Source organism: Oleiphilus sp. HI0067, assembly GCF_001635735.1.
On the sequence record NZ_LWFI01001000.1, the window covers coordinates 42,535 to 57,305 of the forward strand.

At 43.0% G+C, this 14,771-nt stretch carries 16 protein-coding genes; 9 read left to right on the plus strand and 7 right to left on the minus strand.

From position 1 onward, the window contains the following. Position 1: 1 nt before the first annotated feature. The 7 genes from rdgB to A3739_RS13245 form a co-directional block, all read right to left on the minus strand. A complete protein-coding gene (rdgB, locus tag A3739_RS13215; RefSeq protein ID WP_068474421.1) occupies positions 2 to 616 on the minus strand; it encodes an RdgB/HAM1 family non-canonical purine NTP pyrophosphatase in 615 nt (204 codons plus the stop codon). A gap of 10 nt (positions 617 to 626) precedes the next feature. Beyond that, positions 627 to 1,094: a DUF4426 domain-containing protein gene (locus tag A3739_RS13220; protein ID WP_068474425.1), complete on the minus strand. Its 468-nt coding sequence runs from the start codon at positions 1,092 to 1,094 to the stop codon at positions 627 to 629. Beyond that, positions 1,094 to 1,690, minus strand: coding sequence for a methionine biosynthesis protein MetW (gene metW / locus A3739_RS13225; RefSeq protein WP_068474427.1), 597 nt, complete (start codon positions 1,688 to 1,690; stop codon positions 1,094 to 1,096). The genes A3739_RS13220 and metW overlap by 1 nt, the downstream gene beginning before the upstream one ends. Beyond that, positions 1,687 to 2,823 carry a homoserine O-acetyltransferase gene (locus A3739_RS13230; RefSeq protein WP_369819807.1) on the minus strand — a complete coding sequence of 379 codons (1,137 nt, stop codon included), beginning with the start codon at positions 2,821 to 2,823 and terminating at the stop codon, positions 1,687 to 1,689. The genes metW and A3739_RS13230 overlap by 4 nt, the downstream gene beginning before the upstream one ends. Before the next feature lie 95 nt (positions 2,824 to 2,918). Further along, positions 2,919 to 4,853 (minus strand): dynamin family protein, encoded by a 1,935-nt coding sequence (locus tag A3739_RS13235; RefSeq protein WP_068482537.1) that lies wholly within the window; start codon positions 4,851 to 4,853, stop codon positions 2,919 to 2,921. A gap of 112 nt (positions 4,854 to 4,965) precedes the next feature. Then, positions 4,966 to 5,538 (minus strand): YggT family protein, encoded by a 573-nt coding sequence (locus tag A3739_RS13240; protein ID WP_068482534.1) that lies wholly within the window; start codon positions 5,536 to 5,538, stop codon positions 4,966 to 4,968. 80 nt (positions 5,539 to 5,618) lie between these two features. Further along, complete coding sequence (locus A3739_RS13245; RefSeq protein WP_068482532.1) at positions 5,619 to 5,981, minus strand: response regulator transcription factor; 363 nt, start codon at positions 5,979 to 5,981, stop codon at positions 5,619 to 5,621. Between the two features lie 69 nt (positions 5,982 to 6,050). On the opposite strand from A3739_RS13245, the gene A3739_RS13250 reads away from it, so the two are divergent. The 9 genes from A3739_RS13250 to pgi form a co-directional block, all read left to right on the plus strand. Continuing rightward, positions 6,051 to 6,380: a Rieske (2Fe-2S) protein gene (locus A3739_RS13250; protein WP_068478117.1), complete on the plus strand. Its 330-nt coding sequence runs from the start codon at positions 6,051 to 6,053 to the stop codon at positions 6,378 to 6,380. 162 nt (positions 6,381 to 6,542) lie between these two features. Further along, positions 6,543 to 6,977: an RNA polymerase-binding protein DksA gene (gene dksA / locus A3739_RS13255; protein ID WP_068478118.1), complete on the plus strand. Its 435-nt coding sequence runs from the start codon at positions 6,543 to 6,545 to the stop codon at positions 6,975 to 6,977. Between the two features lie 43 nt (positions 6,978 to 7,020). Then, positions 7,021 to 7,875, plus strand: coding sequence for a tRNA glutamyl-Q(34) synthetase GluQRS (gene gluQRS, locus A3739_RS13260; RefSeq protein WP_068482530.1), 855 nt, complete (start codon positions 7,021 to 7,023; stop codon positions 7,873 to 7,875). A gap of 81 nt (positions 7,876 to 7,956) precedes the next feature. After that, positions 7,957 to 9,345 (plus strand): sigma-54 dependent transcriptional regulator, encoded by a 1,389-nt coding sequence (locus A3739_RS13265; protein WP_068482526.1) that lies wholly within the window; start codon positions 7,957 to 7,959, stop codon positions 9,343 to 9,345. Positions 9,346 to 10,056: 711 nt separating this feature from the next. Continuing rightward, positions 10,057 to 11,346: a polynucleotide adenylyltransferase PcnB gene (pcnB, locus tag A3739_RS13270; RefSeq protein WP_068482523.1), complete on the plus strand. Its 1,290-nt coding sequence runs from the start codon at positions 10,057 to 10,059 to the stop codon at positions 11,344 to 11,346. Then, entirely contained in the window at positions 11,346 to 11,846 is a 501-nt protein-coding gene (gene folK, locus A3739_RS13275; RefSeq protein WP_197469455.1) for a 2-amino-4-hydroxy-6-hydroxymethyldihydropteridine diphosphokinase, read from the plus strand. The genes pcnB and folK overlap by 1 nt, the downstream gene beginning before the upstream one ends. 52 nt (positions 11,847 to 11,898) lie before the next feature. After that, complete coding sequence (panB, locus tag A3739_RS13280; protein ID WP_068482517.1) at positions 11,899 to 12,687, plus strand: 3-methyl-2-oxobutanoate hydroxymethyltransferase; 789 nt, start codon at positions 11,899 to 11,901, stop codon at positions 12,685 to 12,687. Positions 12,688 to 12,693: 6 nt separating this feature from the next. Then, positions 12,694 to 13,545, plus strand: coding sequence for a pantoate--beta-alanine ligase (gene panC, locus A3739_RS13285; protein WP_068482513.1), 852 nt, complete (start codon positions 12,694 to 12,696; stop codon positions 13,543 to 13,545). Between the two features lie 25 nt (positions 13,546 to 13,570). Then, positions 13,571 to 14,771 (plus strand): glucose-6-phosphate isomerase (gene pgi, locus A3739_RS13290; RefSeq protein WP_068501689.1); only part of this gene is annotated, 1,201 nt, incomplete at its 3' end.

Genomic DNA, 14,771 nt, shown 5'->3' on the forward strand with positions numbered 1-14,771 from the left:
ATTACGCAGTCGTGCGAAGTTCAGGCAGAGACTGCTCAAGGAGCCGAAGTGCTGCACCTCGGTGGCTCATAGACGCTTTTTGCTCTGCGCTTAACTGAGCGGCCGAACATTCTAATTCTGGCACGATAAATACGGGATCGTATCCAAATCCTTCATTACCGCTTTGCTCAGTAGCGATACGGCCATGCCATGTTCCGTGACAAACAATGGGGGTTGGATCATCTGGGTGACGCACAAAAACAAGAACACAGTGGAATTGCGCATCGCGTTTTTCGGTCGGTACTTGAGACAATTCTCTGAGCAATTTATCAATATTACTCTGATCCGTCGCACCATCGGGATTGTCATCTGCACTATAACGCGCTGAGTAGAGACCAGGAGCGCCATTTAATGCATCGACAGCGAGACCTGAATCGTCTGCAAGCGCTGGCAAGCCGCTCTCTTTAGAGGCATGACGCGCTTTGAGAATCGCATTCTCAATAAATGTCAGTCCCGTTTCGTCTGCACCTTCAATACCGAGCTCTGACTGCGCGATGATCGTAATATTTGCAGGCGCAAGCATATTGCCGAACTCTTTTAACTTACCCGCGTTACCGCTCGCTAGTACGATTTTCATTCCGCTAGCCTCAATCGTTATAAAAATTATGTGTAAAACGAAGTCGGAACGGATCTACGACACCTTGAGGATAAATGACTGCATCAAAAGTAAGGATTTCACCCTCTCGATATTGAACTTGCCCAATGTAATAAATCGACTTTCCTTCAATGATTTGTTGGAAGTTCATATGTTGGACTTGTTGAATTTCGTTTTTAGCATTGATATCGACTAACGCACCGACTGCTTCTCGACGACCATCTTCCGAAACTTTGAGGACGCTAATATTCACCATGCCCATGGCGCGACTACGCACTAAATCATATTTACGTGCTATCTCTGGATGCAAAAAGGTACTCGTAAACGCAATGTAGTGTACCTCGTACTCCGCTCCATCTGAGCCTGTGAAAATTTTCTTTTGTTCTGCCAGAGTAAAGCTCGAAAACAACAAGACTAGGCTCATAACGACAAAACGCATTAAAACTGTATGTGTCATCATTACTTCTTCTCTATCCGGTAAACCGCAAACTCAGCGAGCAAATTAGGCCATAACTTTGCGAAGCTGTTCTCTTCGAACTCTGCATTGACCTCTAAGCGATTCAATACACGAATGCCTTTTTGTCTACACAGTATTTCGAAGTCCTTAAATGTACATAAATGGATGTTCGGCGTATTGTACCAAGTATGCGGCAAACTTTTCGACATCGGCATTTTGCCATTGAGCAGTAAATACTGCCGACAGCGCCAATAACCAAAGTTAGGAAACGTCACAATTCCTTGCTTCCCAACGCGAAGCATTTCGTCTAACAACTCATCAGGACGACGAACTGCTTGCAAAGCCTGGGTCATAATCACCGTGTCGAACTGATTATCCGAAAAGCCGCTTAATCCACGCTCATCAAGATCATGCTCAACAACATTTACTCCATTGACTATACATTCGGTAATACGGTCCTCATCGATTTCTAGACCGTAACCTTTTACACCTTTCTCAGATTGGAGATGCGCAAGCAGCAAACCATCGCCACAGCCCATATCCAAAACTGTTGAGGCTTGCGAAACCCAAGGGCTAATAATTTCTAAATCGCCTCTCATAAGCCCTGCTCCTTCGCAACACGCTGCATATAGGCCGAAAACGCGGCAGTATAACGTGGCGTAGGTATTAAAAAAGCATCATGCCCGTGCGGAGCATCTATCTCACAATAACTCACGGGTTTGTTAGCTTTAATCATGGCGTCTACTAAGACTTGAGAACGTTCAGGAGAGAAACGCCAATCACTGCTAAATGAGGCTACAAAATAACTGCATTGTGATACTTCTAAGGCTTTGACTAAATCACCGTCAAAGTCTTGGGCAGGATCAAAATAATCCAAGGCGCGTGTCATGAGCAGATAAGTATTTGCATCAAATGTTTTAGAAAAACGTTTACCTTGATAATTTAAATAGGACTCGACCTCAAATTCAACACCATAGTCAAAATTGAAATTTTCTGACTTCGTGACACGTCCGAATTTTTCGCCCATTGCCTCGTCAGACAAATAAGTAATATGCCCAATCATTCTAGCGAGCATTAACCCTTTGGCCGGCACGGTATCATGCAAGTAGTAACGACCATCATGGAAACTAGGGTCTGATGTGATTGCTTTACGTGCAATCTCATTAAAAGCAATGTTTTGTGCTGTCAGTTTTGGTGTCGAGGCAATAACTACAGCGTGCTTTACGCGCTTCGGATAATCCAAGGACCAACGCAATGCCTGCATGCCACCTAAACTACCTCCAACAACGGCAGCCCAGACATCTATACCGAGTACATCAGCGAGACGCGCTTGGCTTTCCACCCAGTCTCGAACAGTGACGATAGGAAAATCTGGCCCATAACGTTCACCCGTTTCTGGGCATAGAGTGGTTGGTCCAGTGCTGCCTTTACAACCACCGAGATTATTTAAGCAAACAACGAAGAAAACGTTTGTATCAATCGGCTTTCCTGGCCCGATGCAACTGTCCCACCAACCGGGTTTTGGATCATCTTCTTGGTGATATCCTGCAGCGTGATGGTCGCCAGAAAGAGCATGGCAAATCAGTACGGCATTTGAACGAGACTCGTTCAATTCACCGTATGTTTCATAGATCAAATCATATTGCGACAAGGTCTTACCGCAATCTAATTTTAATGCTTGATCAAAGTGTTGGAGTTTGGGCTCAACTAGCCCAACAGAATCAGCTAACACGCTAAAGATAATTCCTATATCAAAGGCCTTTCTATAATCGTGCGAGTGTAAACGTGCTGCATGTGGAGCGCAACTTGACCCGTTAGATAATGACCTTATGTGTTGGAGTGCGCCTCTAACTGCTTCGCGATCGAATGCGTCAATGCAAGTTGCTGTTTAAGCATATCGATACGCTTCTGCATAGTAGAACACTCTTCCCGCTGACTTTTCTTCTCTTGCGCTAAACTCTGGAAGCTTTCCATTTGTTGTCGAAGCGCTTCTTTTTGTTCAACGGTATATTGCATCAGAGGTAGTAGAGCATCATCGGCCCAACAAGCTGCCTGTTCGGCTAACTCTTCATACACCTTACGAACATCTTGAACGAATGCATTTTTAAAGTGCTTGATGACTAATGTCTGCTCTGTCATCAAGAGCTTAGGATTTCTTCGATAACGTACAAACTTAGCTTTGATTACAGAAAGCTTCTGTCGATATTTTTTAATCGAAAAGCGAGTCGGATGAAGATGGTCTGCTTGATGATCGTGTTTAAAACGAGCGTACATTGAATCAACCATCTTTTCCGCGACACGTATTTCAACCATAAGATTGTCAAAGACACGATCTACGTCGTAAAAGAAGCGGCGCATCGCTTCGATCAATCCTTTTGTACTCCATGCATCTTGCATCGCTCTGCGAATATCGTCGGCAAGTGCATCAAACTTATCGAGATGAACAAGATCATGGAGGATTTCTTTCTGCGACATCATCAAACGTCGACTTGAACGCAAAGCAACGAGTTTTCTATAGAACTCAGCATGATCTTGTTGTGTTTGATCAGCAATATCATTCAGAGATGACTCAGCATCTTCATTGCGTTCATGCGCTAGTAAATGTTCTTTTGCGCGAACTAGCTGATGCCGTATTACTTTTTCACTGCTCTGTACTAAAGAACTGATATCAGAAATAGCTGAGCTGTAGAGTAAACATTCACGCTCGTTAACCAACTGCTCTATCAGCAAGTTTTCAAATTTTTGGAGGCCACTTTTCTGACCTAGCGCATCATCTTGTTTTACTTTTGCATGTAATGCTTTCTTTGCTGAAACTGGCAACACATGCTCTGCGGCAATACAAAGCTTTCTAGCAGTATCCTGCTTCACTGACTCAATCGCTGCAGCCGTATACGTCTCGCCCTGTAAGTCGTCCCACAAGACATCAATTTTATTCAATAAGGCATAACAGTATTTTTCTGAAGCCTCTCCGTTCGGAGAGATATATTGATTCCAAATCGCCATATCGCTCGCAGTTACACCAGCATCAGCTGAAAGCAAAAACACAACCGCTTGTGCATTTGGAATCATACTCACTGTCAACTCAGGCTCCGAACCCAACGCGTTTAATCCCGGAGTATCTAAAATACGCACACCTTGTTGTAGCAAAGGATGCTTTAGACTGAGCTGCGCATGACGCCATCGAGGAATAATAACCTTCTCGGGGTTTTCAAGATCTTGCTCTTGCATTGATTCTTCAAACCCCAAGGCAAGCGCTTCGTCTTTACTAACTGACACAACCTCAGCCACGCGTTCTAATATCTTACTGGCGTCATCTTGTGATAGCTCATCTAATTTATATGATTCCCATAGCTCCGTTTTTTGCTTCATTTCTGTAATAGTGAGATTCAGACGACGGCTCTCGATAGGCAATAAACGCAAATAAGAACGCTTAACTTGGCGATCATAAAATAATTCTGTGGGGCACATTGTTGTACGCCCCGCTTTAGAAGGAAGAATTCGTTGGAAATTTTCTGTATGAAGGAGCGCGTTAATTAATTCCGTTTTACCACGGGAAAATTCACCTACAAGTGCCAAAGTTAGCTCATCCTCTTGCAGTTCCAAGCAAGTACGAGCTAGACGTTTAATAACATCTTCTGAAGCAGCACCGTTTTCTGAAAGCCACGAACAGTATGTTTGAATCTGCTCAAGTAAACCTTGTTTCCAAGCGTAAAATTGATCAACACGCTGAACAGAATGACTTAATGTTTGAGGTGAACCCATCTTGGTCACAATCGCCCTATCTATACACAATAAATTAAGTATAGATAGGATTTAGAAAGTGCTGATTGAAAGATGCTTTTTTGTGCAGTGTTTTATGTTTTTTACAAAACGACTACAGAAGTGAAAATGACATTCCGAACTGCTGACTTAAGCCATTCAAAACAATTGCCAAGATCTGCAAAACAAGAAAAGCAAAAATTGGAGATAAGTCTAACCCGCCCATAGCAGGAAGAATTTTTCGAAAAGGAGCCATCACAGGCTCGCATATCTGGTTCACCAACATGAGCGCTGGGTTCGAACTACCAGGAGCAATCCAGCTCGAAATAATCATGATAATTAGTGCAAAGAAGTAAAGTTTTAAAATCATACCTAACACTAACAACACCGATAACGCGATTAATGATCCAATATCTGGCAATCCACCTGCGACTACTAAAAATTTAATCGCAAGCATCACAGCTTGAAAAACCAAAGCGAACAATAAAGTTGCTACATCAACCCCACCAAAACCAGGAATGACTCGTCGTAGAGGAACGACAACAGGATTACTCGCTTTTACAATAAATTGAGAGATAGGGTTATAAAAATCGGCACGAGATACTTGCAGGATAAAACGTAGCAAAATCAAAAATAGATAAAGATAAGTGATGGTATCGAGAATGAGAGTAAAAATTTGTTGCGTCATATTTATAAACAATCCTTTTAAAAACTGCGTCTAGGATATTCGAGCCATCCTTAAATTACAGCTTACAAGAGATTCAGCATTCAACTGCTTTGGGCTGTCATGAAATCAGTGACTTTATCTAAGGTAACAGGCTTTGCATAAAAACTGAGGCCAAGATCTTCGGCTTTGATTTGCACGCGCTCCTGAAAATTCGCAGTCAACAATGCGATGCGGACATTTGGACACAATTCCTGAAGTTTAGGCGCGACCGTCAATCCATCCTGCCCAGGCATATTTAAATCTAAGAAAATGCCTTCATATTTCTGCTGCTTGCAAAGCTCTAAGGCAACCTCTGCTGTTCCAGCTTCTGCAACACAAACATTCGCATAGTTATCCTCAATTAGGCTTTTGAGCATAACCCTCGAAATTGCACTGTCATCTACCAATAATACGTGTTTCAACATTTGCTTTACTTCACGTAGCTAATTTGGCGAATTAGTATAGTTGCTTTTCTCAAATTCCAAGGTCGTTTTATGCAAGAAAAGCACTTTATCTGCGCCTTAGACACATTGCAGGGAAAGCAATCATTTGGTTTTCGTGCGCCGAATGTTGAAGGCTTCGTTGTAATAAAAGATAAGAATGTATTTGGATATCGCAATTCATGCCCCCATATTGGCATGAACCTTGAATTCCAAGAGCATCGATTTCTTGATGCCGATGATGCATTCATTCAATGCTCGATGCATGGCGCATTATTTGAAATCGAAAATGGCCTGTGTGTTCATGGCCCATGCCTTAACCAGGCTTTGACTCCGTTAAGGATTCAGGTTGAAAATGAAAAGATATTTTTCATCCAAGACTAAATGCTACAAACGTGGCATTAGTCGCGCTACGAAAACAAAGTGATAGCGAACGTAAGAAGTTTCTGATAGCGTTCGCAAGCTTAAAATTTGGGCTGTCTAATTTTACAGGCATTCCAACTTGCCTTAGCAAGCACAGTATTGAAAGAAATAAGAGAAATAACTATGCCGGCAACTAAGAGTACAGATACATTCAGTTCATTTGAGCCGTATCAACCTGCTGCAGATGAAGAATACATGAGTGATGGCCAACTTCAGCACTTCCGTCAAATTCTATTGAGCTGGAAGCAAGAGTTAATGGAAGAGGTCGACCGTACAGTGCATCACATGAAAGAAGATGCTTCTAACTTCGCTGATCCAAGCGACCGTGCGACTCAAGAAGAAGAATTCAGCTTAGAACTCCGCACACGCGATCGCGAACGCAAGCTCATTAAAAAGATCGATAAAACAATCGATTCAATTGAAGCGGACGACTATGGTTTTTGCGAATCATGTGGCGTTGAGATCGGTATTCGCCGTCTCGAGGCTCGCCCAACTGCAACACAGTGCATTGATTGCAAAACGCTTGCAGAAATAAAAGAAAGCCAAGTCGGCATATAAGAAGCACTAAAATAGGGCGCACTTTGCGCCCTATTGTTTATCTATGCACTACAAAGGCCGCTTTGCGCCCTCTCCTACTGGCCCACTGCACCTTGGGTCACTCCTTGCTGCTTTAATTAGCTACCTAGACGCGCGTTCGAATAATGGATCTTGGCTTGTACGCATTGAAGACATCGATCCGCCGAGAGAAGTACCTGGCGCCAGTGAATCTATTCTTAACACACTTGAAGCATATGGCTTTGAATGGGATGCACCTGTTGTTTATCAATCTAAGCGTTATGACCTGTATGAAAGTAAGCTCAATTATTTATTAGACGAAAAGCACTGTTATTATTGCCCATGCAGCCGAAAGGAAATGGGCGAGCTCAATGGAGGTCATCTACCTGAATGTGGATATCACACCAATAACACCGCACCTAACAGTGCAATTAAGTTTCGATCAAATACGCATCCACAACACTGGAACGATTTATTCAAAGGACCAATATCTGCTCAAAGCGCAAGTGACTTTGTTTTAAAGCGCAAAGATGCACTTTACGCTTATCAATTAGCTGTAGTTTGCGACGATATTGATCAGGAAATCACTCACGTGCTTCGGGGGTCAGATTTATTAGATTCTTCCCCTATGCAACTCGAGTTATACAAGGCTTTCTCAACAACACCACCAAAATTCGGTCACTTCCCTTTAATTAAAAATAGCGACGGTCAAAAGCTATCAAAGCAAAATCTCGCTCCCGCGATTTCCCAAAGTGACATCATGTCTAACCTGCGAGAACTGTGCTGCATGATCGGATTGGATTTTTATAAGGCAGGCTCACCCAAAGATTTACTCAACACACTTACTGAGCAATGGCATTATGGTGTCTTACAAGGACACACTGGATACCTATTCAGTTAAGACGAATTTCACCTGTCGCTAGTCATAAGCATCACAGCTTAGGTATGATTTAGCATTCATTCATCGTTAGTTATTACCATCATGCATCGAATTTTAGTTATTGAAGATGACAGCACGGAACAATCCGATCTGGTCGATATTCTTAATCAAAACCAGTTTCAGGTTGAATGCGTCGAATCAATAACTCAGGCATTAGACGATGTTCCGCTAGCTTCCTTTGATTTAATTATTACCGATCTTCGTGTGAATGGTCAGGCTGGCACAGACATCATTCCACTCGCCCATGATACACCCGTCTTAGTCATGGCTAGCTTTGCTAGCCTTCGGTCTGCCGTAGAAGCTATGAAACTCGGTGCAGTCGACTATGTTGCTAAGCCTTTCGATAGCGCTGACTTACTATCTACCATTCACGATATCCTCGCCAAACAAAGCGAGAACAAGCGTGCTCCAAATCGCTCTACGGATCAGCAAGCAAGCGACCTCATCTATGGTCGTTGCCAACCCATGCGTAAAGTATTTAGCTTGATAGAAAAAGTAGCCCCAACCACCGCCAGCGTTCTAATTCAAGGTGAAACAGGCAGCGGCAAGGAGCTCGCGGCGAAGGCCATTCATAAGATGAGCCATCGCCGCAACCAAGAGATTGTGTGCATAAACTGCGCAGCGATTCCTGAGTCGCTGATAGAGTCAGAGCTTTTCGGTCACGAAAAAGGTGCATTTACAGGAGCTGGCTCTGCGCGTGCAGGTTTGATTGAAGCAGCCGATGGTGGAACTTTATTTTTGGATGAAATCGGTGAGCTGCCCCTTGATGCTCAGGCTCGATTACTTCGCGTTCTACAAGAAGGAGAAATAAGACGAGTTGGCTCCATCAGCTCTAAAAAAGTCGATGTGCGCTTAATTGCAGCAACACATAGAAATCTAAAGTCTTTGTCCCGTACCGGCCAATTCCGTGAAGATTTATATTATCGACTCAATGTTGTTCAAATTCGCCTCCCTCCATTAAGAGAGCGAGGAAAAGATATTACGGGCTTAGCTCACTTACTTTTAGAACGTGCTCGAGAGCGCTTAGCGAGACCAACGGTAGAACTCAGTACAGACGCACTGCGAGCCATTCAAGAATATAATTGGCCCGGTAATGTACGCGAACTTGAAAACGCGATCGAACGCGGCGTTATTCTTTGCGATCATGATCTTATCAATGCAGAACTGCTCGATATCGAAGCACTGCCATCAGAAGTAAGCCTTACTCAAGGATTAGTCCGCGGTAACGCTATGCAAACGGTTTCTTCATCACCTGTCCAAATTGGGAAACCGCTCTCTATGGAGGATTACTTCCAACAGTTCGTTCTAGAAAACCAATCAAAAATGAACGAAACAGAGCTCGCTAAACATTTAGGTATAAGCCGAAAAAGCTTGTGGGAGAAGCGTAACAAACTTGGCATTCCTCGTAAGAAAAGCGACGAACCACATTAGCTGCACGGCATGTTCCTTCCGGAAAATTGTCGACTTAGTCACATGATCAGCTTATAACCCACTGATTTTATGGTTAAAAAACAAACAACCAACGCACTGAAAACTCAAGAGATAACATTAAAGTAACAAAAATAACGGAAAAACGTTACTTTTAGTATCACTAATCCCCCCGCTACGCCCTTAGAACTAACCTGGTAAGCCAAGTGCCTGATTTACTTAGAATTTAATGAGTTGGCACGATTAACGCTTTAGGTAGATACAAAAAATAACAAAGCTTAATTTGCTGCGATTATCAAAATAAAAATAAAAACAGAAGCTTTTCGTAGCGCAGTCCGCAAAAACAAAAATAATAAAGCGGAGCGAACTGATTATTTTGAGCGCCTTGCTTTTTAGTGGGTCGATCGTGTTTTGAGCGAGTTATAAATGTAAGAACTACGACAAGTAGCAAACATTGATAACACAATCACTCAAAGCGTTTTTCCGCTCTATGCGTTCAAAGTATTCCGTTTGTCGTGCGTGATAACGCCCTGGTTGAGACATGGAACAACAATAACAATGACTGACGGTCTTGAACTGTTCAGCATGAAAGACCCGCTAAGGAAAGTAGGTAATTTCATGCTACGTCCTCCTTTTATTCTTCTTACTATATTTAGCGCGCATTAACGGCTAAACTTCTTCACCTCTTATTACGATAATTAAGATCAGGAAAACATGGCAGCATTGCCCCCTAGCATCATCTCTCGCGATGAACATCCCGTATCGCGCAAACATATTAGTCCGAATGCATTAAAGGTTCTTTATCGACTCGAAAATGCTGGTTTCAAAGCCTATTTAGTGGGCGGTTGTATTCGTGATTTACTGCTAGGTATTCAGCCAAAAGACTTCGATATCGCAACGAATGCTCATCCTGAACAAGTGCATAAGCTATTTTCGAATTCTCGTTTGATCGGCCGACGCTTCAAACTTGTACATGTTCTTTTTGGTCGAGAAATAATTGAAGTCGCAACATTCCGTGGCAGCAATGAAGATTCATCAGCACAGCAACAAACCGCTGAAGGAATGCTCACACGAGATAACGTGTACGGAACGATAGAAGAAGATTCTATTCGTCGCGATTTTACCGCAAATGCGCTGTATTACAGCGCAACTGATTTTTGCATTTATGATTATTGCGATGCCCTAACAGATATCAAAGCACACTCACTCAAGCTTATTGGCGAGCCTGAAGAGCGCTATCGCGAAGACCCTGTTCGCATGTTACGAGCAATTCGTTTCTCCGAAAAACTTAACTTCGATATCGAACAAAAAGCAGAACAAAGTATCCATGAACTATCTCATCTGATGTCGATGGTGGCGCCTGCCCGATTATTTGATGAAATTATTAAGCTTTTTGTCTCGGGTTATGGGGCCGCAATATTTGAGCGCCTATTAGATACAGGGCTATTTAAAGCCTTATTCCCAAGCGTTGCGCACACCATAGATAAAAGCCAAAAAGAACACTATCTCAGTTTTATCCGAGCGGCCTTAATCAACACAGACAAGCGCATCGCGCAAGAGAAACCCATCACTCCGGCGTTCCTTTATGCCTCTCTTTTATGGCCAGATGTCCATCGTATTTGGGGCCAAAAAATTGCTGAGGGGCTGTCAGACTTCCCTGCTCTACAACAAGCCGGTCATCAAGCGATCGAAGCTCAGTTACCGCACATCATGATTCCTAAACGCTTTATCCTGATGATGCGAGAGATTTGGGAAATGCAGATTCGATTGAGTAAGAACAATACTCGTCGCGCAGAGCAACTAGTTACGCATCCTCGTTTTCGCGCTGGCTATGATTTTTTGTTATTGCGGGAGCATGCTCAAGAAATTCTCCCAGGCTTAGGTCGTTGGTGGACAAAATATCAAGCAGATAACCCGCTACCAACAAATCATAAACCTAGGTCTAATTCTAGAAAACCAGCGCCTCGTCGCAGAAATCGTCGTCCTCAAAAAAGATCCGACTAGTGAACGTTTTACTTACCCTAGGGAGCAATCTCGACAACCCCATTGCCCAAGTTCAGAAAGCGGTTGCAGCCCTTCAACAAGAATCAGATATAGAGGTGCTTGAACAGGCTTCACTTTATAGTAGTAGTCCTCGTGGTCCTCAAGACCAAGATGATTACGTAAATTCTGCTGTACTCATTGATACACCTTTAAACGCGATCGACCTCTTAAAGCTTACTCAGCGCATAGAGAATGCTTTTGGCAGAACTAAAACGAGAGTTTGGGGTGAACGCATTATCGATATTGATATTATATTCTTTGGGCAAGAAAACATTTCTATCGAAGATCCAGATCTACAGATTCCTCACAGAGAAGCCTTAGTTCGCGACTTTGTGCTTATCCCATGCTTAGAAATTGCGCCCCATTGGCGCTTACCCAATGGCGAAGCTTTAGCAGACTATGTCAATAAGTGTGAACATCATGATCTCGTTAAGATTGAAATAAATTTGGCTTGTTCTTAAGCCAACATATAGCTAGTCTTTGCATGCAATTACCCACTTGGAAAAAGGGCTTATGACCACCACCACTTTATCGTTGAAGAAACTGAAGGAAGAAGGTAAGAAATTTTCTTGTCTCACCAGTTACGATGCGTGTTTTTCTGCCTTATCGAATGAGGCAGGAATCGATGTACTGTTGATCGGTGACTCTTTGGGCATGGTGCTTCAAGGCAACGACAGCACGCTTCCTGTTACCATGGATGATATGCTTTACCACACCGCTTGTGTGAAAAGTGGCAATTCCCGCAGCTTGATCATGGCTGACCTACCCTTCAATGCAAATAACAGCATCGAACAGACGATTCATAATGCAGGTCTGTTAATGCAAGCAGGTGCTCACATTATTAAAGTTGAAGGTGGTGCTTGGCTAAAAGAATCTATAGAAGAGCTAAGTTATCGAGGCATACCTGTATGTGCTCACCTTGGTCTCACTCCACAATCTGTTAACAAACTCGGCGGTTATCGAGTTCAAGGCAAAGAAGACAATTCGGCTAAAGCAATGCTTGATGCAGTGAAGGAACTAGAACAAGCAGGTGCCGATATGATTCTTCTTGAATGTGTGCCGACTCAACTTGCAGAGCAAATCACCAAGGCTGTTTCGGTTCCAGTTATTGGAATTGGTGCAGGTAATGTTACTGATGGGCAAGTACTAGTTGTACACGATATGCTAGGTCTTACTTCAGGCAAACTACCTCGTTTCGTGAAAAACTTTTTGGCTGAAACTGATTCAGTGCAAAGTGCGATTCAAGCTTACGATCAAGCTGTAAAAAATGGCTCTTTTCCCGGACCGGAACATAGCTTCTAAACCTTTATGAAAATACTTCATACTCTTAAAGAATTACGTGAAGAACTCAATCAAGCACGTAAAGCTAATCATAAAATCGGCCTTGTCCCTACAATGGGTAACTTACATGAAGGTCATTTACGGCTTGTTGATCGCGCTCGTGAATCAAATTCTTTTACGGTAGCAACAATCTTCGTTAATCCCCTGCAATTTGGTGAAAACGAAGACTTTGACTCTTATCCTCGAACTCTTGAAAAAGATAGCTCCTTATTAGCAGCTCGAAACTGTGATGTATTGTTCGCGCCTAATATTTTTGAAGTATATCCTGGGGGCTTGAAGGCTGAGTCAACCGTTCATGTCCCAGACATAACCAAACATCACTGTGGTGCGAGTAGGGAAAAACACTTTGACGGTGTTGCTACCATCGTTACGAAGCTTTTCAACATGGTTCAGCCAGACCAAGCCATATTTGGAGAAAAAGACTTTCAACAATTAATGGTGATTCGAAAGCTTACTAATGATCTATGTTTTCCTATTGAAATAGTCGGCGTACCGACTTGTAGAGAGCCAAGTGGCCTTGCATTGAGCTCTCGCAATGGTTATCTAAATGAAGAGGAACACCTGCGAGCAAGTAAGCTTTTTGCGGTTCTTCAACAAACTAAAAAAGCATTAGAGTCGAACGAAGATATCGTCGTTGCACGTCAGCAAGCGATTAGTTCTTTGACAGAGAATGGCTTTAAACTCGATTATCTTAATATTGCATCCGTTGATACACTTCTGCCGGCTAAGGATGCGGATAAGGAAATTGTAATCCTTGCTGCAGTCTTTTTAGGAGCAACGCGGTTAATAGACAATATTCGAGTTTCGTTAACTGACTAAATAACAAAAACGCACAAGGACTGGCATGAGACTCGATCAAAACCATAGCTATCTACCTCTAAAGAAGCTCGCTATCAAAGCGAAGTATGAGCGTATGCTTGATTACTTTGAGGAAGACCCAAATCGCCTTGATCGCTTCGGCATTCAAGCTCCATATGTGTATGCAGATTTATCCAAGAATTTAGTCTCGAACACCGTACACAAGGCGCTAATTAAACTAGCCGATAACGCAAATCTCAAAGATCAGACTCGCGCATTATTTTCAGGACAAGAGCTCAATGCAACTGAGCATCGTGCTGTATTGCATACTGCTCTTCGCGCCTTAAATCATAAAGAACTTCGAGCTTCAGCGCCTGAAATTCATCAGGAAGTCAATGCAGCGTTAGAACAAATAAAGAGTCTGGTTGATTCTCTTCATAAACGCGAATGGCTAGGATCAACTGGCAAAGCAATTACGCAGCTTGTCAGCATCGGAATTGGCGGGTCTTACTTGGGGCCGAAAATGGTCATTGAGGGACTACAGCACTTTCATATTGATGGCCTCGAGACACATTTTGTATCGAATATAGATGGTAGCGATGCAGTTAACGTGCTCGAGCAACTCGACCCTGAACGCTGTTTATTCCTGATCCAATCCAAGTCTTTTACTACCCTCGAAACACTTGAGAATGCGCACGTTTGCCTAGACTGGTTGAAAGATAAGCTTGGTCCGAGTGCTGATATTTCACGCCACCTTATTGCTGTTTCAAGCAATATAGAAGCAGCGTGTGCCTTTGGCATTGCCGAAGAGAATATTCTTCCTATGTGGGATTGGGTTGGCGGTAGATACTCTTTATGGTCTGCAATAGGTTTTCCAATCGCATTCCAACTTGGTTTCGATAATTTTATTAAGTTATTGCATGGCGCAGAAGCCATGGATAAACATTTCTACGAAACTGAATTCGAAAACAATTTGCCTGTAATGCTGGGGCTTATCGGAGTGTGGAACCGGAGCTTTTTAGGTCACGCATCGATTGCGGTTATCCCTTATGACCATCAACTACGATTCTTGCCCGAGCACTTACAGCAACTCGATATGGAAAGCAATGGTAAAACCGCTGATACAGAAGGCCATCAAATTAGCTATGCCAGTGGCCCATTGCTATTCGGTGGAGCGGGCACCAACGGACAACATGCTTATCATCAATTATTCCATCAGGGACGAGGCGCCGTTCCTATCGATTTCA

Excerpts from the sequence above, each read along its gene's own strand:
- rdgB (WP_068474421.1), bottom strand. The coding sequence starts at position 616 with ATGAAAATCGTACTAGCGAGCGGTAACGCGGGTAAGTTAAAAGAGTTC.
- A3739_RS13220 (WP_068474425.1), bottom strand. The coding sequence starts at position 1,094 with ATGATGACACATACAGTTTTAATGCGTTTTGTCGTTATGAGCCTAGTC.
- metW (WP_068474427.1), bottom strand. The coding sequence starts at position 1,690 with ATGAGAGGCGATTTAGAAATTATTAGCCCTTGGGTTTCGCAAGCCTCA.
- A3739_RS13235 (WP_068482537.1), bottom strand. The coding sequence starts at position 4,853 with ATGGGTTCACCTCAAACATTAAGTCATTCTGTTCAGCGTGTTGATCAA.
- A3739_RS13240 (WP_068482534.1), bottom strand. The coding sequence starts at position 5,538 with ATGACGCAACAAATTTTTACTCTCATTCTCGATACCATCACTTATCTT.
- A3739_RS13245 (WP_068482532.1), bottom strand. The coding sequence starts at position 5,981 with ATGTTGAAACACGTATTATTGGTAGATGACAGTGCAATTTCGAGGGTT.
- A3739_RS13250 (WP_068478117.1), top strand. The coding sequence starts at position 6,051 with ATGCAAGAAAAGCACTTTATCTGCGCCTTAGACACATTGCAGGGAAAG.
- dksA (WP_068478118.1), top strand. The coding sequence starts at position 6,543 with ATGCCGGCAACTAAGAGTACAGATACATTCAGTTCATTTGAGCCGTAT.
- gluQRS (WP_068482530.1), top strand. The coding sequence starts at position 7,021 with ATGCACTACAAAGGCCGCTTTGCGCCCTCTCCTACTGGCCCACTGCAC.
- A3739_RS13265 (WP_068482526.1), top strand. The coding sequence starts at position 7,957 with ATGCATCGAATTTTAGTTATTGAAGATGACAGCACGGAACAATCCGAT.
- pcnB (WP_068482523.1), top strand. The coding sequence starts at position 10,057 with ATGGCAGCATTGCCCCCTAGCATCATCTCTCGCGATGAACATCCCGTA.
- panB (WP_068482517.1), top strand. The coding sequence starts at position 11,899 with ATGACCACCACCACTTTATCGTTGAAGAAACTGAAGGAAGAAGGTAAG.
- panC (WP_068482513.1), top strand. The coding sequence starts at position 12,694 with ATGAAAATACTTCATACTCTTAAAGAATTACGTGAAGAACTCAATCAA.